Origin of the sequence: Rugamonas sp. DEMB1 (genome assembly GCF_029834475.1) — a bacterium.
In the GTDB taxonomy this organism is placed as follows: Bacteria; Pseudomonadota; Gammaproteobacteria; order Burkholderiales; family Burkholderiaceae_D; genus Rugamonas; species Rugamonas rubra.
The window spans coordinates 4,531,954-4,555,792 of the sequence record NZ_CP122407.1 but is presented as its reverse complement, the minus strand read 5'-3'; the positions used below and the strand labels follow the sequence as shown (position 1 = coordinate 4,555,792).

Annotated in this window: 8 protein-coding genes, 4 tRNA genes, 6 rRNA genes and 1 pseudogene; 14 read left to right on the top strand and 5 right to left on the bottom strand. The window is 57.0% G+C overall.

The features are described 5' to 3' along the window. Window positions 1-250: 250 nt before the first annotated feature. From QC826_RS20975 to QC826_RS20965, 3 genes and pseudogenes are all read left to right on the top strand, one after another. Window positions 251-1,191 (top strand): annotated as a pseudogene (locus QC826_RS20975) (CysB family HTH-type transcriptional regulator). A 41-nt stretch (window positions 1,192-1,232) separates the two neighbouring features. Continuing rightward, complete coding sequence (locus tag QC826_RS20970; protein WP_279762279.1) at window positions 1,233-1,883, top strand: class I SAM-dependent methyltransferase; 651 nt, start codon at window positions 1,233-1,235, stop codon at window positions 1,881-1,883. 189 nt (window positions 1,884-2,072) lie between these two features. Then, on the top strand, window positions 2,073-3,017 hold the full coding sequence (locus QC826_RS20965) for a porin (RefSeq protein WP_279762278.1): 945 nt from the start codon (window positions 2,073-2,075) through the stop codon (window positions 3,015-3,017). 177 nt (window positions 3,018-3,194) lie between these two features. Here QC826_RS20965 and QC826_RS20960 read toward each other — a convergent pair whose 3' ends face one another. From QC826_RS20960 to QC826_RS20950, 3 genes are all read right to left on the bottom strand, one after another. Further along, entirely contained in the window at window positions 3,195-4,391 is a 1,197-nt protein-coding gene (locus QC826_RS20960) for a PAS domain-containing sensor histidine kinase (protein WP_279762277.1), read from the bottom strand. Between the two features lie 129 nt (window positions 4,392-4,520). Beyond that, entirely contained in the window at window positions 4,521-5,282 is a 762-nt protein-coding gene (locus QC826_RS20955) for a LytR/AlgR family response regulator transcription factor (protein ID WP_099415643.1), read from the bottom strand. Window positions 5,283-5,362: 80 nt separating this feature from the next. Then, the gene (locus tag QC826_RS20950; RefSeq protein WP_279762276.1) at window positions 5,363-6,736 is read right to left on the bottom strand and encodes a sensor histidine kinase; all 1,374 of its coding nucleotides are present in this window, start codon (window positions 6,734-6,736) and stop codon (window positions 5,363-5,365) included. A 639-nt stretch (window positions 6,737-7,375) separates the two neighbouring features. On the opposite strand from QC826_RS20950, the gene QC826_RS20945 reads away from it, so the two are divergent. From QC826_RS20945 to rrf (QC826_RS20925), 5 genes are all read left to right on the top strand, one after another. After that, a 16S ribosomal RNA gene (locus QC826_RS20945) occupies window positions 7,376-8,904 on the top strand. Between the two features lie 82 nt (window positions 8,905-8,986). Next, window positions 8,987-9,063: transfer RNA gene (locus QC826_RS20940), tRNA-Ile, on the top strand. A gap of 19 nt (window positions 9,064-9,082) precedes the next feature. Next, window positions 9,083-9,158, top strand: a tRNA-Ala gene (locus tag QC826_RS20935). A 239-nt stretch (window positions 9,159-9,397) separates the two neighbouring features. Further along, window positions 9,398-12,271 (top strand): 23S ribosomal RNA (locus tag QC826_RS20930). A 145-nt stretch (window positions 12,272-12,416) separates the two neighbouring features. Further along, window positions 12,417-12,529 (top strand): 5S ribosomal RNA (rrf, locus tag QC826_RS20925). Together the 16S, 23S and 5S rRNA genes with 2 tRNA genes alongside form the textbook arrangement of a ribosomal RNA operon. Before the next feature lie 99 nt (window positions 12,530-12,628). On the opposite strand, the gene QC826_RS20920 is transcribed toward rrf (QC826_RS20925), so the two are convergent. Beyond that, on the bottom strand, window positions 12,629-13,489 hold the full coding sequence (locus tag QC826_RS20920; RefSeq protein WP_279762275.1) for a hypothetical protein: 861 nt from the start codon (window positions 13,487-13,489) through the stop codon (window positions 12,629-12,631). Then, window positions 13,489-16,383 (bottom strand): TonB-dependent receptor domain-containing protein, encoded by a 2,895-nt coding sequence (locus QC826_RS20915; RefSeq protein ID WP_279762274.1) that lies wholly within the window; start codon window positions 16,381-16,383, stop codon window positions 13,489-13,491. Before QC826_RS20915 ends, QC826_RS20920 begins: the two co-directional genes overlap by 1 nt. A gap of 530 nt (window positions 16,384-16,913) precedes the next feature. Here QC826_RS20915 and QC826_RS20910 point away from each other — a divergent pair. The 6 genes from QC826_RS20910 to QC826_RS20885 all read left to right on the top strand — a co-directional run bounded on the left by QC826_RS20910 (window position 16,914) and on the right by QC826_RS20885 (window position 23,679). Further along, window positions 16,914-18,442, top strand: a 16S ribosomal RNA gene (locus QC826_RS20910). An 82-nt stretch (window positions 18,443-18,524) separates the two neighbouring features. Beyond that, a tRNA-Ile gene (locus QC826_RS20905) sits at window positions 18,525-18,601 on the top strand. Window positions 18,602-18,620: 19 nt separating this feature from the next. Further along, window positions 18,621-18,696: transfer RNA gene (locus QC826_RS20900), tRNA-Ala, on the top strand. Between the two features lie 237 nt (window positions 18,697-18,933). After that, window positions 18,934-21,807 (top strand): 23S ribosomal RNA (locus QC826_RS20895). 144 nt (window positions 21,808-21,951) lie between these two features. After that, window positions 21,952-22,064: ribosomal RNA gene (rrf, locus tag QC826_RS20890) — 5S ribosomal RNA — on the top strand. Window positions 22,065-22,236: 172 nt separating this feature from the next. Further along, window positions 22,237-23,679 (top strand): DUF4214 domain-containing protein, encoded by a 1,443-nt coding sequence (locus QC826_RS20885; RefSeq protein WP_279762273.1) that lies wholly within the window; start codon window positions 22,237-22,239, stop codon window positions 23,677-23,679. Window positions 23,680-23,839: the final 160 nt, after the last annotated feature.

The window sequence follows — 23,839 nt, the reverse complement described above, 5'->3', positions numbered from 1 at the left end:
CGCTTACTGGGCTGCCGGCACATTACAGTGTAGTTGGAAATGCCACAAAATCGACCCGGCGGCGCCCTGCGGCGCGGCGCGGGCGGCAATTGAATCGCACGCGCATCCCCAAACTAGCGGCAATAGTAATAAACTTCGTCTTTATTCCAAACGACATAGTCTTTATTTGCTTATATACGTAATGGGTATAAGCATGGGCGCAAAACATTTTTAAGACGTTCGAGACGCGAAACCGGGGCCACGACCTGCAATGAACCTTCACCAACTGCGCTTCGTCCGCGAAGCGGTACGCCAGAACTACAACCTGACCGACGCCGCCAAGGCCTTGTTCACCTCGCAGCCGGGGGTGTCCAAGGCCATCATCGAGCTCGAGGAGGAGCTCGGCGTCGACATCTTCACCCGCCACGGCAAGCGCATCCGCGGCCTGACCGAGCCGGGCCGCCTGGTGCTGGCGTCGGTGGAGTTGATTATGCAGGAAATCGACAGCCTCAAGCGCATCGGCAAGGAATACGCGGCCCAGGACAGTGGTAGTTTTACCATCGCCACCACGCACACCCAGGCCCGCTACATCCTGCCCAAGGTGGTGCAGGCCTTCATGCTGAAGTTCCCCAAGGTAAGGTTGTCCTTGTTGCAAGGCAATCCCCAGCAGATCGCCGAGATGGTGCAGCGCGACCAGGCCGACCTGGCCATCGCCACCGAGTCGATCGCCGCCATCGCCGGCCTGATCACCCTGCCGTGCTACCAGTGGGAGCACGTGGTGGTGGTGCCGCCCGACCATGCGCTGCTCAAATCGAAGGCGGTGTCGCTGGAAGAAATTGCCGGCTTCCCCTGATCACGTACGATGGCGCCTTCGCCGGGCGCAGCAAGATCGACCACGCCTTCGGCCTGCGCGGCCTCAAGCCGGACGTGCTGCTGGAGGCCATCGACGCCGACGTCATCAAGACTTATGTCGAGTTGGGCATGGGGATTGGTATCATAGCGGGTATGGCCTTCGATGCCGAGCGCGACAAGAACCTGCGCGCGATCCCAGTCGGCCACCTGTTTGGCATGAACGTGTCGCGCGTCGCCGTCAAGCAGGGCGCCTATCTGCGCAGCTATATTTACACCTTTATTGAACTGCTGGCCCCCACGCTCAACCGCAAATTGATCGAACAGGCCATGAGCGGGGAAAAAGACCACTACGAACTGTAAGGCATGCACCTGCATTACCTGAATTGATAAGAAAGTCCCACATGATTACCAACCAGCTTGCCCAGTATTACGCCGTCAGCGCGGCCACCTACGACGAGGTGTACGAGCAGCCCGAGCGCGAGGACGACCTGGAGAACCTGCACGACATGATCGCCGGCGCCCTCGAGGGCCACAAGGTGCTCGAGCTGGGCTGCGGCACCGGCTACTGGACCGAAACCATCGCCGACGTGGCCGCCTCGGTCCACGCCATCGACTTCTGCCCGGAAATGCTGGCGCTGGCGCGCGAGCGCGGCCTGGACGAGGACATCGTCGAGTTCAGCCAGATGGACGCCTTCGCCCTGCCGGACAGCCCGGGCCGCTACACGGCCGTGTTCGCCGCCGGCTTCTGGTCGCACGTCAAGCGCGAGGAGCAGGAGAAGTTCCTCAAGGGACTGCGCGCCAAGCTGGGCAAGGACGTCTTGATCGTGCTGCTCGACAACACCTACGTCGACGGCGTCAGCACGGTGTTCGCCCGCACCGACCTGGAGGGCAACACCTTCCAGATCCGCCTGGCCGCCGACGGCCAGCGCTACGAGGTGCTGAAGAACTACCCGACCGACAGCGCGCTGCGCAAGAAGATGGCCACGGCGGCGCGCGAAACCCGCGTCGAACGCCTGGAGTACTACTACATCCTGAGCTGCCGGCTGAAGTAGGCCGCCGCGCCGGCGCCCGCCGGCACCCGCCGCACCCGCAACAGCCGCCCCGAGCGGCTGTTGTGCTTTTTGCTGCTTGGAAACAACAATGTAGTCGATGTCATATTGTTGAAGTATTTGATAGGCAAGATTCGCCCGGTGAATTCATAACGCGTTTCATCTTCATTAACTTCAAGTAGAGAACATCAAGTGAAAAAAATTACTCTGGCAGCATTGCTTATCGGCGCATTCGCGACTTCGGCTCAAGCGCAGTCGAACGTCACCATCTACGGCGTTGTCGACCTCGGTCTGGCCAAAACCACCAACGGCACCACGGTCGAGCGCGAGAACCATGCGTCGCGTCTGGGCTTCAAGGGTTCCGAGGATCTGGGCAACGGCCTGCAGGCGATCTTCAACCTGGAAAGCGAAATCCTGGCCGACACCGGCATGCAAAAGGGCAATCTGTTCGACCGTCAATCGTGGGTCGGCTTGAAGGGCAGCTTCGGTACCGTCTACATGGGCCGCACCAAGGACCTGATCGACGGCGCGCAGGGCCGCGTTGAACCGTTCGGCGCCGACGGCGTGGTCGGCAAGGTCAACGAGGTGATGATGCGCGGCGGCGTGGGCGCCTCGCGCGTGGCCAACGCCATCACCTACAACAGCCCGAGCTTCCAGGGTTTCGTGGTCAGCGCGCAAGCCGTGCTGAGCGAAGTCAAGGGCGCCGACACCGGCTACGCCGGCCTGGTCACCTATGACAACGGCCCGGTCAGCTTGCACGCCGGCTACCAGCGCGCGGTCCAGGCCACCGTCAACCCGGCCGAGCCCAAGCTGTGGACCGTCGGCGGCGGCTACAAGTTCGGCGATGCCAAAGTCACGGCCGCCTACTCGAAGGGCGACACCGACGTGGCCGCCACCGGCGAATTCAAATCCTACCTGGTGGGCCTGAGCTACGCCATCGGCGGCGGCGAAGCCAAGGCCGTGTACGGCAAGCAAAAGCAAAGCAACAACAAGGTCAACGACCTCGACACCGTCAAGGAATTCGGCCTCGGCTACGACTACTCGCTGTCCAAGCGCACCGCCGTCTACGGCTACGCCGGCCGCGAGCGCGTCAAGTCGCTGACCTCCTACCAGGTCGGCATCACCCACAAGTTCTAAGCTTCGGCTGGACATGTAGGAAAGCAAAAGCGCTCCCCGGAGCGCTTTTTTTTTACCCCTACCCCGGGACGCGGAAGCCGGGGTCTGACCCCGCCGGGGGTCAGACCCCTTAGCTTGCGGGGTAGGGCCGGCATCCCGCTAATCTATGAAGAGCCTTTGCTCGCTTGCCGTGCGGCCTCAGGCCGGCGCGGCCCTCGGCGGCAGCGGCAGGCGGATGGCGATGCTGGTGCCCCGGCTGCCGTCGCTGCCGATCGAGATGTCGCCGTGGATGGCCCAGACCCGCTCGCGCATGCCGATCAGGCCGAAGGAGGTGGCCTTGTCCATGTCGCCCTCGGCGATGCCGCGGCCGTCGTCCTCGATGGTGATCAGCAGGGAGGAATCGATGCGGTGCAGGTCCAGCTGCACCCGGCGCGCCGCGGCGTGGCGGGCGATGTTGGTCAAGGCCTCCTGGACGATGCGGAAAATGGTCGTGCTGTAGGCGTCGTCCAGCGTCAGCTCCTGCTCGTCGGCGTGCAGCTCGCAGTCGATGCCGTGGCGTTCGACGAACTCCTGGCGTAGGGTTTGCAGGGCGAAGTACAGGCCGCCCTCGTCGAGCGCGCGCGGGCGCAGGTTGCTGGCGATGCGGCGCAGCGAGGTGATGGCGGTGACCAGCAGGCCGTCCATGCCTTGTTGCAGCTTGCGCGCGCCGGCGCTGTCGGGCGGCTGCTGTTGCAGCAGGTTCAAGTCGACGCGCAGGGTGGCCAGCAGCTGGCCCAGGTCGTCGTGCAGTTCGCGCGCGATGTGGGTGCGCTCCTCCTCGCGGATGGTCTGCAGCGCCGCCGACAGCTCGCGCAGCTGGGTGTAGGAGTGTTCCAGCTGCTGTTGCACCTGCTTGCGCTCGGTGATGTCGCGCAGGATGATGGTGTAGATCGGGCGACCCTCCTCGGTCTGGCTGGAGATCGAGCCCTCCAGCGGGAACAGCTCGCCGCTGGCCTTCAGCCCGGTCACGGCGTAGTCGGAGGCGCGCCGGCCCTTCATGCGCAGGTGGATGCCGGTGGCGCCGAAATAGGACACGGCGGCCTGCTCGCCGGACATGCGTTGCTCGCGCGGAATGAACTGCTGCAGCGCGGCGCCCTCCATCGCCTGCACCGTGGTGCCGAACATGGCGGCGGCCGAGGGGTTGGCCTCCAGAATGGTTTGCGACCCGTCGGTCGAGATGATGGCGTCGCTGGCGTTGTGGATGATGCTGCGGCTGCGGTTTTGCCCGGTCTCGACTGGTTTGCCGGCGCGCCGCAGGGGGCGCGCCATGCGGTAGTAGAGGCGGCTTGCCAACATCATCGCCGCCGCCACGAAGGGCAGGGCGGGCAGCAGTTTGAATTTGCCGGATTTGTTCATGGGCGTGCGTCCTCGCAGCCGGAGCGGGGACGGCCGTAAGAGAGCACACTATTCCAATTGGCGGCGGGGCGGCTTGATATGTCGCAGGGCGGATGGCGGCGGCGTCCGTGGCGGACGCCGCCGCCCGGCTCACATCTGCTTGAACAGGTGCAGGAAGCTGCGGCTGACCTCGAGCTTGTCCGGTTTGCCCTTGATCATCACCAGGTGGCGGCCGCGAATGTCGCGCGTGACACCCTCGATGGCGTTGACGTTGACCAGGGTGGCGCGGTGGATCTGCCAGAACAGGGCGGGATCGAGCTCCTCGGCCAGGTCGCGCACCGGCTTGCGGATCAGCGCCTCGTAGCGCTCGGTCTGTACGCAGGTGTATTTCTCGTCGGAGCGGAAGAACAGGATCTCCTCGACCGGGATCATGCGCAGGTCCTGGCCGATGCTGGCCTGGATCCACTGCAGATAGCTCGGCTTGGGCGCGGTGATCTTTTCGGCCAGCTGCGACAGCATCGCCGTGACGCTGGCGTTCATGTCGGCGGCCGGCGTGGCCAGCCGCGTTTTCAGGCGGTCGACGGTGATCTGCAGGCGCTCCTGCTCGGGCGGTTTGAGCACGTAGTCGACCGCGCCGCGCTCGAAGGCCTCGACGGCGTAGGCGTCGTAGGCGGTGACGAAGACGATGTGGCTCTTGTTGCCGATCACGGCGGCGGCCTCCATGCCGGTCTTGCCGGGCATGCGGATGTCGAGGAAGGTGAAGTCCGGCTTCAGCTGGTCGACCAGTTCGACCGCCTCGTCGCCGTTCTTGGCTTCGCCGATGATCTCCAGCTCGGGCCACACCTGGCCCAGGCGCATGCGCAGTTGGTCGCGCATCAAACGTTCGTCGTCGGCAATGATTGCTGTTGGCATGGTGGTAAAGTTGTAAAAAGTAAGTATTAATTATTCAATGAATCGATTTAATAATCAATCATTACCTTCGATTGTTGCTTTTATTTGGCAAGTTGATACGGCACCTCGATCGTCGCGATGACACCGCCGGGGCTGTTGGCCGTGATGTTCAGCTGGGCCTGGTCGCCGTGCAGCAGCTTGAGCCGTTCGCGGATGGTCAGCAGGCCCAGGCCGGTGCCGTCGCTGGGCACGGCGCCGAAGCCCATGCCGTCGTCGGCGACAATCACGCGCAGCCTATTATGCGCCACTTCGGCGCGCACTTTCAGGCTGCCGCCCTGCGGTTTCGCCTCCAGTCCGTGCTTGATGGCGTTTTCCACCATCGATTGCAACATCATCGGCGGGAAGGCGGCCGTGCGCAGGCCGTCGGGCACGTCGAAATCGACGTGCAGGCGTTCCTCCATGCGCATTTTCAACAGGTTCAGATAGGCCACCACCATGTCGGCCTCGCGGCCGAGGTTGGTGATCAGGGCGTTGTCGCGCATCTGCGGCAGCACCGCGCGCAGGTACTTGATCAGGCTGCGCTGCATCGCCGAGGCGCGCGGCGGGTCGGTCTCGATCAAGTGCTCGACCGAGGCCAGGGTGTTGAACAGGAAATGCGGCTCGACCTGGGCCTGCATCATCTGCATCTTCGCCTCGCTCAGCTGGCGCTGCATGGATTCGCGCTCGGCGGCCGCGTTGGCGGTGATGGTTTCGGCCTCGGCGCGTTTCTTGCCGCCCATCAGGGCCTTGGTGCCGAACAGGGCCAGTACCAGCAGGGAGACGAAGCTGGTGAACCAGGTCGAGGCTTGCTTGTGGTAGCGCGACACCTTCTGCTCGGCGGCGTCGTCGACCGCCTCTTCGATGGCGTTCGACAATTCTTCGCCGATTTGCGGCGGCAGGTCGATGTGGACTTCCTCACTCGACGGCGGCGCCGGAGGCACGGGCGGCGCCGGCGGGACGGGCGGGACGGCGTTGGCCTGATGCGCGGCTGGCGCCGGAGGCGCGGGCGGCTCGGTACGGGCTTCGGTAATCGCGGGGGGATTGTCGATGTCGTTCTTATTAATAGCGCCGTCGTCCTTGCCGTTGGCGGCCTCGTCCGCCGGGGCTGTGCCGGTGCTGGCCGCCGGGCCGGGGCGGCCATCTTTGCGCACCTTGCCGCGCGGATTGAAATGGATGCCGCTGTCGTCGATCAGGATGTTGGTTTCGCCGCTGCGCTTGTTGGCGCGCTTGCTGTCCTGGGCGATGGCCTCCTCGTCGGGGCTGGAGGAGAACAGTTCCTCCTGCAGAATGGAGCCGGCGATCAGCATCAGGGCGGCGAACAGGAAAAATTTCCACCATGACAATTGGGTGACCCAGGTCGCCGTCGTATCAAAGCCCCGGTGCAGCCATGCCGCGACGGTCTTGATGGTGTCTTGTATGTTGGACTGAGAAAACATATGAGGCTTTCGAAACTATGTCGTGGAGTGCAGGCGGGGAGTGTAACTGAACGCAAACCGCGCCCGCCCCGTTTTTGCTTCCGCCACAAAGGATATTGGAATGATGCAACCTTACGCCGACGCTTGGCGGGCAGCCATGCGATTGCGACAGTCTGCAAGAAACGGGGGGTGGAACGGCGTGGCTGGCGTCGGACTGCGCGGCGTGCCTTGTCGCGCGACGATAGCGGAGGAATAGGCCTTGCGCAGCTAGCGCCGCTTTGCTATAGTTCGCCTCCCCGCAGAACGGAGCGCGCAAAACAGCGTGGCGCAGAGTGAAACGGGGAAAAGTAGGGGGTTGACGAAATGGCCGAAACGCTGCATACTCTTCCTTCTTCGCAGCTGACAAACAAAACGCTTTGTCAAGGGTTGAAAGCCCGGTTGCAGGCAGTACCGAATAAAGTTCTTTAACAATTAACAGTCGATAAGTGTGGATGTTTGATGAAAGTGCAGCGGCTTCTTCGGAAGCCGTCAACTTAAAATATCAAATGTTCACAAGAAGTAATGAAATAGGACGCTTCGCAAGAAGTGGCCTGTCAGTATTTTGAGTGAGCGACCCCTTAGCAATAAGGGTGACACGAAAGTGTCAAAGTAACAGAGATTAAACTGAAGAGTTTGATCCTGGCTCAGATTGAACGCTGGCGGCATGCCTTACACATGCAAGTCGAACGGCAGCGCGGGGCAACCTGGCGGCGAGTGGCGAACGGGTGAGTAATATATCGGAACGTACCCTGGAGTGGGGGATAACGTAGCGAAAGTTACGCTAATACCGCATACGATCTAAGGATGAAAGTGGGGGATCGCAAGACCTCATGCTCCTGGAGCGGCCGATATCTGATTAGCTAGTTGGTGGGGTAAAGGCCTACCAAGGCATCGATCAGTAGCTGGTCTGAGAGGACGACCAGCCACACTGGAACTGAGACACGGTCCAGACTCCTACGGGAGGCAGCAGTGGGGAATTTTGGACAATGGGCGAAAGCCTGATCCAGCAATGCCGCGTGAGTGAAGAAGGCCTTCGGGTTGTAAAGCTCTTTTGTCAGGGAAGAAACGGTGGGTTCTAATACAGCCTGCTAATGACGGTACCTGAAGAATAAGCACCGGCTAACTACGTGCCAGCAGCCGCGGTAATACGTAGGGTGCAAGCGTTAATCGGAATTACTGGGCGTAAAGCGTGCGCAGGCGGTTTTGTAAGTCTGTCGTGAAATCCCCGGGCTCAACCTGGGAATGGCGATGGAGACTGCAAGGCTAGAGTTTGGCAGAGGGGGGTAGAATTCCACGTGTAGCAGTGAAATGCGTAGATATGTGGAGGAACACCGATGGCGAAGGCAGCCCCCTGGGTCAAGACTGACGCTCATGCACGAAAGCGTGGGGAGCAAACAGGATTAGATACCCTGGTAGTCCACGCCCTAAACGATGTCTACTAGTTGTCGGGTCTTAATTGACTTGGTAACGCAGCTAACGCGTGAAGTAGACCGCCTGGGGAGTACGGTCGCAAGATTAAAACTCAAAGGAATTGACGGGGCCCCGCACAAGCGGTGGATGATGTGGATTAATTCGATGCAACGCGAAAAACCTTACCTACCCTTGACATGGCTGGAATCCCTGAGAGATTGGGGAGTGCTCGAAAGAGAACCAGTACACAGGTGCTGCATGGCTGTCGTCAGCTCGTGTCGTGAGATGTTGGGTTAAGTCCCGCAACGAGCGCAACCCTTGTCATTAGTTGCTACGAAAGGGCACTCTAATGAGACTGCCGGTGACAAACCGGAGGAAGGTGGGGATGACGTCAAGTCCTCATGGCCCTTATGGGTAGGGCTTCACACGTCATACAATGGTACATACAGAGCGCCGCCAACCCGCGAGGGGGAGCTAATCGCAGAAAGTGTATCGTAGTCCGGATTGTAGTCTGCAACTCGACTGCATGAAGTTGGAATCGCTAGTAATCGCGGATCAGCATGTCGCGGTGAATACGTTCCCGGGTCTTGTACACACCGCCCGTCACACCATGGGAGCGGGTTTTACCAGAAGTAGGTAGCTTAACCGTAAGGAGGGCGCTTACCACGGTAGGATTCGTGACTGGGGTGAAGTCGTAACAAGGTAGCCGTATCGGAAGGTGCGGCTGGATCACCTCCTTTCTAGAGTATGCACAGAATCAGCAATGGTTCACATCATCAAGCATTCACACTTATCGACTGTCAATTAAGAAGAACAGCATTTGGGGCTGTAGCTCAGCTGGTTAGAGCACCGTGTTGATAACGCGGGGGTCGTTGGTTCGAGTCCAACCAGCCCTACCAGGTTTCGAGTAGTACCCTAGGGGGATTAGCTCAGCTGGGAGAGCACCTGCTTTGCAAGCAGGGGGTCGTCGGTTCGATCCCGTCATCCTCCACCAAAAGTTCAAACGTAAGCCACGCAGCAGCGTCGGGTTTAGGTTTGGTCTTTTAGAGATTAAATGCTGTTTCGTTCTTTAAAAATTTGGAAGAAGTAAAAGTAAAGATTATTTATTAATCGTTTTGCGTCGGAAGACGTAAGCGATGGGTAATGATTGTATGTATCAACAAACATAGCAACATGTAGTTTCTTATTCCTATGACCGCTCCTTTGTTTAGTCGCAAGGGGCTAACGTTATAGGGACAAGCGAATAAGTGCACATGGTGGATGCCTTGGCGATTACAGGCGATGAAGGACGTAGTAGCTTGCGATAAGCTGCGGGGAGCGAGCAAACACGCTTTGATCCGCAGATTTCCGAATGGGGAAACCCGGCCTTTTAGGTCATTGCATACTGAATACATAGGTATGCAAAGCGAACGCGGCGAACTGAAACATCTAAGTAGCTGCAGGAAAAGAAATCAACCGAGATTCCCAAAGTAGTGGCGAGCGAAATGGGATGAGCCTGCACGTTTTAGCATGACGCATAGAAGAATCCTCTGGAAATAGGAACCGTAGCGGGTGATAGTCCCGTATTCGAAATGCGATGTGTGGAACTAAGCGTGCGACAAGTAGGGCGGGACACGAGAAATCCTGTCTGAATATGGGGGGACCATCCTCCAAGGCTAAATACTCGTAATCGACCGATAGTGAACCAGTACCGTGAGGGAAAGGCGAAAAGAACCCCGGAAGGGGAGTGAAATAGATCCTGAAACCGTGTGCATACAAACAGTAGGAGCGGACTTGTTCCGTGACTGCGTACCTTTTGTATAATGGGTCAGCGACTTACATTCAGTGGCAAGGTTAACCATATAGGGAAGCCGTAGAGAAATCGAGTCCGAATAGGGCGTTCAGTCGCTGGGTGTAGACCCGAAACCAAGTGATCTACTCATGGCCAGGATGAAGGTGCGGTAACACGCACTGGAGGTCCGAACCCACTAATGTTGAAAAATTAGGGGATGAGCTGTGGGTAGGGGTGAAAGGCTAAACAAACTTGGAAATAGCTGGTTCTCTCCGAAAACTATTTAGGTAGTGCCTCAAGTATCACCATCGGGGGTAGAGCACTGTTATGGCTAGGGGGTCATCGCGACTTACCAAACCATTGCAAACTCCGAATACCGATGAGTGCGAGCTTGGGAGACAGACGTCGGGTGCTAACGTCCGGCGTCAAGAGGGAAACAACCCAGACCGCCAGCTAAGGTCCCAAAGATTGGCTAAGTGGAAAACGAAGTGGGAAGGCTAAAACAGTCAGGATGTTGGCTTAGAAGCAGCCATCATTTAAAGAAAGCGTAATAGCTCACTGATCGAGTCGTCCTGCGCGGAAGATGTAACGGGGCTAAGCCAGTCACCGAAGCTGCGGATATGCGCAAGCATATGGTAGGAGAGCGTTCTGTAAGCCTGCGAAGGTGTCTTGTAAAGGATGCTGGAGGTATCAGAAGTGCGAATGCTGACATGAGTAGCGATAATGGGGGTGAAAAGCCCCCACGCCGTAAGCCCAAGGTTTCCTGTTCAACGTTCATCGGAGCAGGGTGAGTCGGCCCCTAAGGCGAGGCAGAGATGCGTAGCTGATGGGAAGCAGGTTAATATTCCTGCACCGTCGTATGATGCGATGGGGGGACGGATCGCGGAAGGTTGTCTGCCTGTTGGAATAGGCAGTTTCTGGTTCATAGAAGGCGCTTAGGCAAATCCGGGCGCGGAATTCAAGGGACTGGGACGAGCGAATTTATTCGTGAAGCAATCGGAAGTGGTTCCAAGAAAAGCCTCTAAGCTTCAGTCATACGAGACCGTACCGCAAACCGACACAGGTGGGCGAGATGAGTATTCTAAGGCGCTTGAGAGAACTCGGGAGAAGGAACTCGGCAAATTGGTACCGTAACTTCGGGAAAAGGTACGCCCTTGTAGTTTGACCACTTTACTGTGGAAGGATGAACGGGTTGCAATAAACTGGTGGCTGCGACTGTTTAATAAAAACACAGCACTCTGCAAACACGAAAGTGGACGTATAGGGTGTGACGCCTGCCCGGTGCTGGAAGATTAAATGATGGGGTGCAAGCTCTTGATTGAAGTCCCAGTAAACGGCGGCCGTAACTATAACGGTCCTAAGGTAGCGAAATTCCTTGTCGGGTAAGTTCCGACCTGCACGAATGGCGTAACGATGGCCACACTGTCTCCTCCCGAGACTCAGCGAAGTTGAAATGTTTGTGATGATGCAATCTACCCGCGGCTAGACGGAAAGACCCCATGAACCTTTACTGTAGCTTTGCATTGGACTTTGAACCAATCTGTGTAGGATAGGTGGGAGGCTTTGAAGCGGGGACGCCAGTCTTCGTGGAGCCAACCTTGAAATACCACCCTGGTTTGTTTGAGGTTCTAACCTTGGTCCGTTATCCGGATCGGGGACAGTGCATGGTAGGCAGTTTGACTGGGGCGGTCTCCTCCTAAAGTGTAACGGAGGAGTTCGAAGGTACGCTAGATACGGTCGGACATCGTGTTGATAGTGCAATGGCATAAGCGTGCTTAACTGCGAGACTGACAAGTCGAGCAGGTACGAAAGTAGGACATAGTGATCCGGTGGTTCTGTATGGAAGGGCCATCGCTCAACGGATAAAAGGTACTCTGGGGATAACAGGCTGATTCCTCCCAAGAGTTCATATCGACGGGGGAGTTTGGCACCTCGATGTCGGCTCATCACATCCTGGGGCTGTAGCCGGTCCCAAGGGTATGGCTGTTCGCCATTTAAAGTGGTACGTGAGCTGGGTTTAAAACGTCGTGAGACAGTTTGGTCCCTATCTGCCGTGGGCGTTGGAAATTTGAAGGGGGCTGCTCCTAGTACGAGAGGACCGGAGTGGACAGACCTCTGGTGTACCGGTTGTCACGCCAGTGGCATTGCCGGGTAGCTAAGTCTGGAAGAGATAACCGCTGAAAGCATCTAAGCGGGAAACTTGCCTTGAGATGAGATTTCCCAGAGCCTTGAGCTCTTTGAAGGGTCGTTCGAGACCAGGACGTTGATAGGCTGGGTGTGGAAGTGCAGTAATGCATTAAGCTAACCAGTACTAATTGCCCGTACGGCTTGTCCCTATAACCTTAGCAGGTTGTAAGAATAAGAACTACGTGTCGCCTGAGTTGTTGATACATCGTTCATTACCCCATTCTTTACCGATACTTCTTCCCAATTTTAGAGTTTCGCTGCCCCGTCGGGAGCGAACGCTCGTACAAGTCAATGCCTGATGACCATAGCAAGTTGGTACCACCCCTTCCCATCCCGAACAGGACCGTGAAACAACTCTGCGCCGATGATAGTGCTGCAACCAGTGTGAAAGTAGGTTATCGTCAGGCTAGTTATATGTAGTAGTGTAAAAACCCCCACCAGCCTGAACGCGCTCAAGATCGCGTTCAGTGCGGGCGGGGGTTTTTTTACGTCCACAAAAATTTAGCTTATTCTTTGTTTTCCGCCTTGCTGATTTGAAGCAAAGCTTGGCGGCGGTGGGCTTCAATGCGACCTTCGCGCTTCATTGTCGCCAACATCGCCGCCAACGGAGCGGCTAGCGCGGCGTTCTTTTTGTGCAGGAAGGCGTGCACGGGGAGCGAGGTCATCAACGCCACCTTATGGATCTTTGTCGACTGGAACTCCGGTTTCAGCGTCGCTTGCTCCACAGCCTCTTCACTGTCGATGTAAATGTCGCTGCGGGCGAACGTCAGTTTCCGCAGTCCCAGCACGGTGCTCGACACCGACGAAAGGTAAGCGCTGTCTATCCTGCGCGACAGCTCCTCTTCCGAGGTTGCCACCCCCGCGCGGTACTCGATACGCAGGCTGGCGCGTGGCAGGCTATCCCATCCGTCTTGCATTGCCAGCGGCTGGATGGCAAACGCAGCCAGTTGCGCCGATACTGGCGACACGCTGACCAGTACCATATTTGGATGGGCGTGGCCGTAATTGGCGGCCCGTGAAATTTCCCCATCGACCTGGCCGTGATCGGCCAGCGCACTGGCCCTCTTCGCCGGCACGCCAAGCAGTTCGAATCCATAGCCGAGACGGTGAAAGGCTTCATCGTAGATCAAACCCAACCAAACCCCTTGCAGCGATGTTTGCACCTCGGCCGACGCCACCAGCACGATCTTTTTTTGCGGCTCGGTCGCGCCGGCTGCGCCGTGCTGACAGGTGATCAGCAGGGCCAGCAAACTGCTGTAGAGCGTCAAGCACTTCGGCGCCGGCATCCGCTGGACGGCATGTTGGAGATCTGAATAATCAGGGCGGTCGGCCGCACGCTGGTGGGGGATGTGATTACGGATCTGCATCAGAATTTGAGTGTCGTGCCAAGTGTGAAGTAGCGCCCGACCACATCGTAATTCTGTGGAAAGGTATTGCCACTATTGGTGGAGGTCGTTCCGATTGTACCGCCAACGATGGGGGGCATCCGATTAAACACGTTGCTCACAGACAGGTGGAGGTGGGCCTTGTTACTGATGTTCCAGGCCAGGCTCAGATCCAGGTAGTGGAATGGTGCGATCTTGGCGAAGGCCGGCAGGAAGTCGATGCCGCCAGGCTCTTCAACGGCGCCGCTCAGGTAGCGCCAGTGGTAGCCAATGGCGTACCTGCCGATATTCCACGTGCTGCGCTGGCTGAACTTGCGACGGTAGTTCGGGCCGCCGCAGGCGGTGCTGTAGAAGCCCAGGCATTGGCGGTTCAGCGATAAGGGCGTGGCTTGGAAGGAGTACGACTGCACTTGGTTCAGGGTCAGTTGCAGATCCAGATTGCCCAGGCTGCCCAGGCTGCCCAACTCAGGGAGGTTCAGCTTGTAGCGCACATTCAAATCGACCCCGCTGCTTGCCTGCCGGCCCTGATTGGACAAGGGCGTGCGCACACCGGCCGCGTCATTGCCATTGAAGGTGCCATTGCTCGGGCTGCGCTGTACCAGCGCGCACCATGAGTTGAATGTTAAGCCTGGGTTGAGCTGCGGGCTATAACAGGCGTCCAGTACGTCGGTCACGGCCGGGCGCGACAGCGCTTGCGCTATCGCGATCCGATAGTAGTCGAGCGAAAGTGTCAGGTTTGGCTGTGGTTGCAGAACCAGCCCCAGTGTCACCGTTCGCGCTTGCTCGGGGGACAGATTGGGATTGCCGCTGCTTTGGCTGGTGACTTGCCCGGCCGATGGTTTGGGCAGGTTGCCGATGACGGGCAGCGGCACGCCCGACAGCAGGCAAAGATGGGACAGTGTTGCCGCCACCTGCGCCTGGGCCTGGTTAATCAGGTTCAACTGGCAAGGGTCGACCGCCAAGTTGGACAGGGCATTGCTCGCCTGCGGTGCGAATAGCTCGTTGATGTTGGGCGCGCGCACCGCCTGCTGCAGCGTGGCGCGCAAGCGCAAGGCGCCGACCGGCTCCCATTCGCCGCCGTATTTGAAGCTGCCATACCGTTGCCTGTTTTGCGCGGCACTAAATTCGGTATGGCGATAGGCGAACGACAGGTTCAGGCTGCGTATGCCTGGCCGCTCGCGCACTAAAGGCACTAGCGCCTCGAGCGCGAGCTCGCGCATGTTGATCTGTCCGGCGCGATCCGGCGTCGGGGTGGCCGATCCCAATACTTCCCCCGGTAGTTGCGATGCCGGGTCGGACGCGGAGTGGGCTTGCAATCTGCGCCGCTCGACGGCGACGGCAAGGTTGACCGGCTGGCTGGACCAGGGACTGGTGCTGGCAAGGTCGCCGGACAGCGCGACGGCGGCCACGTCCTGGCGTACAGATTGCTGCAGCAGAGAATCGAGGTTAAAGAACTGGATCATGGCGGGCGTCACGGTGCCGACCGGCCCGAACACATTCAAGGGCACGCAATTATTGCTGGGGTCGACGCAGCTTGTCGTGTTCAGCGCGTTCAGGGCCTGGTTGACGCGGGAATATGCGCCGTAGTCGCGGCGGCTTTGCCGCTGGTCGGAGCGGCCTCGGTTCCAATATGCATCGTATTGCCAGCCATACGGCAGGGCGCCTTTCGCCCCTATGGTGTATTGCAGAACCTGGTTGTCGAAGTCGTTGGCGCGACGACCCATTTCGATAAAGCGGCGGCCCAAGGTCATGGCTACGGTGGTCGGATTGCCTGTCACGCAAAGCGCCGCGGGAATCCCGCGCCGCGCGCACACTTGCTGCCGCATCGGCTCCGGAATGAACGGGTTGCCGATGGGGACGTTGTAGACATTGAGCGCCGTTCCCGCTTCTGCCAGCGTGGTGCCGACGGTGCTACTAGTGTGGAAGAGATCGAGATATAGCTCAGTGTGCTCGCTAACGATATAGTTGGCCAGCACGGTCGACTGCGTGCGCTGCAAGCCCGTGACATAGTAATTGAGTGGATTGAAGTTGTAGAGGGCGACGGGCTGGACTAGTGCGCCTGTGGCTGGATTAAGCTGCCAGTTGCCGGCCAGTGTATCGCTTCCGCCCGGACCTCGGGGGACGCTGACCAGGGCGGGGGCGGTCGTGCCGGAGCCGGCGGGCTGGGCGCTGATAGAGTCCAGTGAGCTGGCGCCGAAACTGCGGTCGCCCTGGAAGAGCGGAGAGGTTTTGGTCTGGTCCACGTTGAACACGATATTGCCGCGCCCTTGATTCCATGCGGCGCCGGCCGTCACTCCCGTCCGCTGGCGCGTGGTGTCGCCGCTACCGGATTTGCCGTAGGAAGTGGACAACTCGATGCCGTCGACTCTGCGCCGGAGTTTGAAGTTTGCGACGCCAGCGACGGCATCGGCCCCATACGCGGCAGAAGCGCCGCCGGTAAGCACATCGACGCGGCTCAGCAAGGCGAGTGGAATGGTGTTGGTGTCGACTGTGCCGCCGAGGTTGAACGGCACCAGGCGACGCCCATCGATCAGTACGAGGGTGCGGTTGCTGCCAAGTCCGCGCAAGTCTATCGTTGCACCACCGATGCTGCCGATGTTGGTGGCCGGGCCATTGGCGGGGGCTGCGCCAGGCAAGTCCTTGAAGAACTCCTCCACTGCGACGGCTTGCGCGGCGCGCACTTCATCGGCGTTGACTGAAAAAATCGGACCGCTTGAACTTGCCCCGGGGGCGGTAATACGTGTGCCGGTAACATGAACCACTTCGGCCGCTGCCCCGCCGGCTTCTTGTGCGCAGACGCAAAGGGAGGGGAGGAGTAAGCCGCCCAGGATGGCGGTGCGAGCCAAACGATTGGACGTGTTGCGCGCGTGAGCCATGCCTTCTCCGTGATAGTGAAGCTAGAGTCTCAGGCAAGAATGGGGGAAAAGCAGGGCCAAGTCAAGAATTCAACCTTGCCGTCCAGAATCACGACGCTTGTGCAATTTTCGACTGGTGCAGCTACTTTGGCTTGTCAAAGCGGCTGGCCTTTGCTATAGTTCGCCTCCCCGCAAACGGCGCACGCAAATGAACGCAGTGCAGAGTAAGCGGGGTAGAAAAAGAAGTTGACGAAATGGCCGAAACGCTGCATACTCTTCCTTCTTCGCAGCTGACAAACAAAACGCTTTGTCAAGGGTTGAAAGCCCGGTTGCAGGCAGTACCGAATAAAGTTCTTTAACAATTAACAGTCGATAAGTGTGGATGTTTGATGAAAGTGCAGCGGCTTCTTCGGAAGTCGCCAACTTAAAATATCAAATGTTCACAAGAAGTAATGAAATAGGACGCTTCGCAAGAAGTGGCCTGTCAGTATTTTGAGTGAGCGACCCCTTAGCAATAAGGGTGGCACGAAAGTGTCAAAGTAACAGAGATTAAACTGAAGAGTTTGATCCTGGCTCAGATTGAACGCTGGCGGCATGCCTTACACATGCAAGTCGAACGGCAGCGCGGGGCAACCTGGCGGCGAGTGGCGAACGGGTGAGTAATATATCGGAACGTACCCTGGAGTGGGGGATAACGTAGCGAAAGTTACGCTAATACCGCATACGATCTAAGGATGAAAGTGGGGGATCGCAAGACCTCATGCTCCTGGAGCGGCCGATATCTGATTAGCTAGTTGGTGGGGTAAAGGCCTACCAAGGCATCGATCAGTAGCTGGTCTGAGAGGACGACCAGCCACACTGGAACTGAGACACGGTCCAGACTCCTACGGGAGGCAGCAGTGGGGAATTTTGGACAATGGGCGAAAGCCTGATCCAGCAATGCCGCGTGAGTGAAGAAGGCCTTCGGGTTGTAAAGCTCTTTTGTCAGGGAAGAAACGGTGGGTTCTAATACAGCCTGCTAATGACGGTACCTGAAGAATAAGCACCGGCTAACTACGTGCCAGCAGCCGCGGTAATACGTAGGGTGCAAGCGTTAATCGGAATTACTGGGCGTAAAGCGTGCGCAGGCGGTTTTGTAAGTCTGTCGTGAAATCCCCGGGCTCAACCTGGGAATGGCGATGGAGACTGCAAGGCTAGAGTTTGGCAGAGGGGGGTAGAATTCCACGTGTAGCAGTGAAATGCGTAGATATGTGGAGGAACACCGATGGCGAAGGCAGCCCCCTGGGTCAAGACTGACGCTCATGCACGAAAGCGTGGGGAGCAAACAGGATTAGATACCCTGGTAGTCCACGCCCTAAACGATGTCTACTAGTTGTCGGGTCTTAATTGACTTGGTAACGCAGCTAACGCGTGAAGTAGACCGCCTGGGGAGTACGGTCGCAAGATTAAAACTCAAAGGAATTGACGGGGACCCGCACAAGCGGTGGATGATGTGGATTAATTCGATGCAACGCGAAAAACCTTACCTACCCTTGACATGGCTGGAATCCCTGAGAGATTGGGGAGTGCTCGAAAGAGAACCAGTACACAGGTGCTGCATGGCTGTCGTCAGCTCGTGTCGTGAGATGTTGGGTTAAGTCCCGCAACGAGCGCAACCCTTGTCATTAGTTGCTACGAAAGGGCACTCTAATGAGACTGCCGGTGACAAACCGGAGGAAGGTGGGGATGACGTCAAGTCCTCATGGCCCTTATGGGTAGGGCTTCACACGTCATACAATGGTACATACAGAGCGCCGCCAACCCGCGAGGGGGAGCTAATCGCAGAAAGTGTATCGTAGTCCGGATTGTAGTCTGCAACTCGACTGCATGAAGTTGGAATCGCTAGTAATCGCGGATCAGCATGTCGCGGTGAATACGTTCCCGGGTCTTGTACACACCGCCCGTCACACCATGGGAGCGGGTTTTACCAGAAGTAGGTAGCTTAACCGTAAGGAGGGCGCTTACCACGGTAGGATTCGTGACTGGGGTGAAGTCGTAACAAGGTAGCCGTATCGGAAGGTGCGGCTGGATCACCTCCTTTCTAGAGTATGCACAGAATCAGCAATGGTTCACATCATCAAGCATTCACACTTATCGACTGTCAATTAAGAAGAACAGCATTTGGGGCTGTAGCTCAGCTGGTTAGAGCACCGTGTTGATAACGCGGGGGTCGTTGGTTCGAGTCCAACCAGCCCTACCAGGTTTCGAGTAGTACCCTAGGGGGATTAGCTCAGCTGGGAGAGCACCTGCTTTGCAAGCAGGGGGTCGTCGGTTCGATCCCGTCATCCTCCACCAAAAAGTTCAAACGTAAGCCACGCAGCAGCGTCGGGTTTAGGTTTGGTCTTTTAGAGATTAAATGCTGTTTCGTTCTTTAAAAATTTGGAAGAAGTAAAAGTAAAGATTATTTATTAATCGTTTGCGTCGGAAGACGTAAGCGATGGGTAATGATTGTATGTATCAACAAACATAGCAACATGTAGTTTCTTATTCCTATAAACGCTCCTTGTTTAGTCGCAGGGGCTAACGTTATAGGGACAAGCGAATAAGTGCACATGGTGGATGCCTTGGCGATTACAGGCGATGAAGGACGTAGTAGCTTGCGATAAGCTGCGGGGAGCGAGCAAACACGCTTTGATCCGCAGATTTCCGAATGGGGAAACCCGGCCTTTTAGGTCATTGCATACTGAATACATAGGTATGCAAAGCGAACGCGGCGAACTGAAACATCTAAGTAGCTGCAGGAAAAGAAATCAACCGAGATTCCCAAAGTAGTGGCGAGCGAAATGGGATGAGCCTGCACGTTTTAGCATGACGCATAGAAGAATCCTCTGGAAATAGGAACCGTAGCGGGTGATAGTCCCGTATTCGAAATGCGATGTGTGGAACTAAGCGTGCGACAAGTAGGGCGGGACACGAGAAATCCTGTCTGAATATGGGGGGACCATCCTCCAAGGCTAAATACTCGTAATCGACCGATAGTGAACCAGTACCGTGAGGGAAAGGCGAAAAGAACCCCGGAAGGGGAGTGAAATAGATCCTGAAACCGTGTGCATACAAACAGTAGGAGCGGACTTGTTCCGTGACTGCGTACCTTTTGTATAATGGGTCAGCGACTTACATTCAGTGGCAAGGTTAACCGATTAGGGAAGCCGTAGAGAAATCGAGTCCGAATAGGGCGTTCAGTCGCTGGGTGTAGACCCGAAACCAAGTGATCTACTCATGGCCAGGATGAAGGTGCGGTAACACGCACTGGAGGTCCGAACCCACTAATGTTGAAAAATTAGGGGATGAGCTGTGGGTAGGGGTGAAAGGCTAAACAAACTTGGAAATAGCTGGTTCTCTCCGAAAACTATTTAGGTAGTGCCTCAAGTATCACCATCGGGGGTAGAGCACTGTTATGGCTAGGGGGTCATCGCGACTTACCAAACCATTGCAAACTCCGAATACCGATGAGTGCGAGCTTGGGAGACAGACGTCGGGTGCTAACGTCCGGCGTCAAGAGGGAAACAACCCAGACCGCCAGCTAAGGTGCCAAAGATTGGCTAAGTGGAAAACGAAGTGGGAAGGCTAAAACAGTCAGGATGTTGGCTTAGAAGCAGCCATCATTTAAAGAAAGCGTAATAGCTCACTGATCGAGTCGTCCTGCGCGGAAGATGTAACGGGGCTAAGCCAGTCACCGAAGCTGCGGATATGCGTAAGCATATGGTAGGAGAGCGTTCTGTAAGCCTGCGAAGGTGTCTTGTAAAGGATGCTGGAGGTATCAGAAGTGCGAATGCTGACATGAGTAGCGATAATGGGGGTGAAAAGCCCCCACGCCGTAAGCCCAAGGTTTCCTGTTCAACGTTCATCGGAGCAGGGTGAGTCGGCCCCTAAGGCGAGGCAGAGATGCGTAGCTGATGGGAAGCAGGTTAATATTCCTGCACCGTCGTATGATGCGATGGGGGGACGGATCGCGGAAGGTTGTCTGCCTGTTGGAATAGGCAGTTTCTGGTTCATAGAAGGCGCTTAGGCAAATCCGGGCGCGGAATTCAAGGGACTGGGACGAGCGAATTTATTCGTGAAGCAATCGGAAGTGGTTCCAAGAAAAGCCTCTAAGCTTCAGTCATACGAGACCGTACCGCAAACCGACACAGGTGGGCGAGATGAGTATTCTAAGGCGCTTGAGAGAACTCGGGAGAAGGAACTCGGCAAATTGGTACCGTAACTTCGGGAAAAGGTACGCCCTTGTAGCTTGACCACTTTACTGTGGAAGGGTGAACGGGTTGCAATAAACTGGTGGCTGCGACTGTTTAATAAAAACACAGCACTCTGCAAACACGAAAGTGGACGTATAGGGTGTGACGCCTGCCCGGTGCTGGAAGATTAAATGATGGGGTGCAAGCTCTTGATTGAAGTCCCAGTAAACGGCGGCCGTAACTATAACGGTCCTAAGGTAGCGAAATTCCTTGTCGGGTAAGTTCCGACCTGCACGAATGGCGTAACGATGGCCACACTGTCTCCTCCCGAGACTCAGCGAAGTTGAAATGTTTGTGATGATGCAATCTACCCGCGGCTAGACGGAAAGACCCCATGAACCTTTACTGTAGCTTTGCATTGGACTTTGAACCAATCTGTGTAGGATAGGTGGGAGGCTTTGAAGCGGGGACGCCAGTCTTCGTGGAGCCAACCTTGAAATACCACCCTGGTTTGTTTGAGGTTCTAACCTTGGTCCGTTATCCGGATCGGGGACAGTGCATGGTAGGCAGTTTGACTGGGGCGGTCTCCTCCTAAAGTGTAACGGAGGAGTTCGAAGGTACGCTAGATACGGTCGGACATCGTGTTGATAGTGCAATGGCATAAGCGTGCTTAACTGCGAGACTGACAAGTCGAGCAGGTACGAAAGTAGGACATAGTGATCCGGTGGTTCTGTATGGAAGGGCCATCGCTCAACGGATAAAAGGTACTCTGGGGATAACAGGCTGATTCCTCCCAAGAGTTCATATCGACGGGGGAGTTTGGCACCTCGATGTCGGCTCATCACATCCTGGGGCTGTAGCCGGTCCCAAGGGTATGGCTGTTCGCCATTTAAAGTGGTACGTGAGCTGGGTTTAAAACGTCGTGAGACAGTTTGGTCCCTATCTGCCGTGGGCGTTGGAAATTTGAAGGGGGCTGCTCCTAGTACGAGAGGACCGGAGTGGACAGACCTCTGGTGTACCGGTTGTCACGCCAGTGGCATTGCCGGGTAGCTAAGTCTGGAAGAGATAACCGCTGAAAGCATCTAAGCGGGAAACTTGCCTTGAGATGAGATTTCCCAGAGCCTTGAGCTCTTTGAAGGGTCGTTCGAGACCAGGACGTTGATAGGCTGGGTGTGGAAGTGCAGTAATGCATTAAGCTAACCAGTACTAATTGCCCGTACGGCTTGTCCCTATAACCTTAGCAGGTTGTAAGAATAAGAACTACGTGTCGCCTGAGTTGTTGATACATCGTTCATTACCTCATTCTTTACCGATACTTCTTCCCAATTTTAGAGCGCCGTCGCCCATCGGGGACGCGCGTTCGTACAAGTCAATGCCTGATGACCATAGCAAGTTGGTACCACCCCTTCCCATCCCGAACAGGACCGTGAAACAACTCTGCGCCGATGATAGTGCTGCAACCAGTGTGAAAGTAGGTTATCGTCAGGCTAGTTATATTAAAAACCCCCATCCGCACTGAACGCGATCGCGTTCAGGCTGATGGGGGTTTTTTCGTTTGCAAGGCGGCAGACTATGCTATTGCCCTAGGTGTTGTTTCAATTTTTTGCTAGTGGATGTTGCTAAAGGTGTAGTATTGCTGCATTGATACTCAGGAGGCCCCATGAAAACCATACAGCAAACCTTTACCGTCTGTTCCCTGGGCCTACTGCTGGCGGCCTGCGGCGGCTCGACTACGGAAACCCCGGCACCAACCGGTACCAAGACCCTGGCAAAATTCGGCGCGTCCACCGCGCCGGCCCAGTCGGCTATGCACGCACCGGAAGAATATAGGGAGCTGTTGCAGCGTTTATACATGGTATTTTTCGGCCGCCCGGCGGATGTCGACGGCCTGTTCTATTGGCAGCGTATCTTTAGTGAGCGCAGTGTGCCGGCGACGCTGGGCGAGTTGATGCAGGCCTATTCCGCCGATGCCGGTGTCAAACAATTGATCGATAATTTCGTCGACAGTTCAGAGTCGCAAGGGCTGTATACCGGTAATACTGCGGCGTTCGTCAACGCAGTCTACCGCAACACCTACAATCGAAATGCCGAGGCCGAGGGACTGGCATTTTGGAGTGGCTTTGTGGCGCGCGGCGAGTTGAGCCGCGGCCAAGTCGCCTTGCGGATACTCGACGGTGGTCAGAACGACGACGCCATTGTCCTCGCCAAGAAGACGCAGGCATCGATCAACTTCACCGTTGCGCTGGCCAAAAAGGAGGAGCTGGCGAAGCGCTCCTATATCGGCGACAGCGTCAACCAGGCCGTTCGCGATTTGCTCGGCACCGTCACCGCGACGACCGATATTGCCGCCTTTCAAGCGCAGATCGATGCGATGATCGAGTCGTTCACGTATCGGCCCGATAGTTTGCCGAGCATTCAACGCTATTCCGGTTTCAGCTATTTGCAGGATATGGCCAGCACGCCATCCTACTCGGCCTATTACCGTTATTTCATGGGGGAGTTTGGTTTCTTTACGGGGAGCGTTATTTTCGCTGAAGTGCCGAGGACGGTGACATGGGGCCTCTCCGCTCCCTCGCAGACGATCTCCTACGCCGCGCCGATCACGGCCGCCATCAATTTCAAGGTCGCGAGTGTGGCGCCGGCGACGACGGCGGCGCTGCCAGACGTGGCCATGCTGTGCCAGTCCGTCGCCGGCACGCCCGCCATACTGGCGAAATCCACCGACATTTTGGTGGCCAACAGCGCCAAAGCCGTGCTCGAAGCGAGCGCGCTGGCCAACCAGAGCTTCACCTACTACCGTGAGAACTGCGCCCTTGCAGGCGAGGGCGGGGTAACGCCGAACGTCCAATCCTTTGTGTTCGATGCCGCCGGCAATGCCGTCGTCAAGGCGCAGAAAGGCAGCGCGACCTACTCGGCGAGTGTGGTGACCAAGGCGCTGAACGGCCAGGTACTGCTTGATGTGTCGACCGGCAAGTACCTGACCTTGCGGGTCTACCGCATCGTCAACCCGAGTGGCGCGACCGGTTTTGTCATTGTCGAGCACCAAGGCGATGCCTTGACCGGTTTGAAGGAGGGCGTGCTGGGAATGTGGACGCAACAGTAGTCGAGTGCTTCGGCAGATAAAAACCATCGGATTTTCCGGTGGTTTTTTTACATATGGGCCGGGGCCGATTGAGGTTCCGCCCCCGATTGGCCAAGAGATGCTGTCGCGGCGTGGGCATGGCACAGGATGTGACGCATTGCAACGGCCTAGCACAATTGCT

Bases quoted from the DNA above. Each gene is read 5' to 3' on its own strand.
- QC826_RS20970 (WP_279762279.1), top strand. From the start codon at position 1,233: ATGATTACCAACCAGCTTGCCCAGTATTACGCCGTCAGCGCGGCCACC.
- QC826_RS20960 (WP_279762277.1), bottom strand. From the start codon at position 4,391: ATGAACAAATCCGGCAAATTCAAACTGCTGCCCGCCCTGCCCTTCGTG.
- QC826_RS20955 (WP_099415643.1), bottom strand. From the start codon at position 5,282: ATGCCAACAGCAATCATTGCCGACGACGAACGTTTGATGCGCGACCAA.
- QC826_RS20950 (WP_279762276.1), bottom strand. From the start codon at position 6,736: ATGTTTTCTCAGTCCAACATACAAGACACCATCAAGACCGTCGCGGCA.
- QC826_RS20920 (WP_279762275.1), bottom strand. From the start codon at position 13,489: ATGCAGATCCGTAATCACATCCCCCACCAGCGTGCGGCCGACCGCCCT.
- QC826_RS20915 (WP_279762274.1), bottom strand. From the start codon at position 16,383: ATGGCTCACGCGCGCAACACGTCCAATCGTTTGGCTCGCACCGCCATC.
- QC826_RS20885 (WP_279762273.1), top strand. From the start codon at position 22,237: ATGAAAACCATACAGCAAACCTTTACCGTCTGTTCCCTGGGCCTACTG.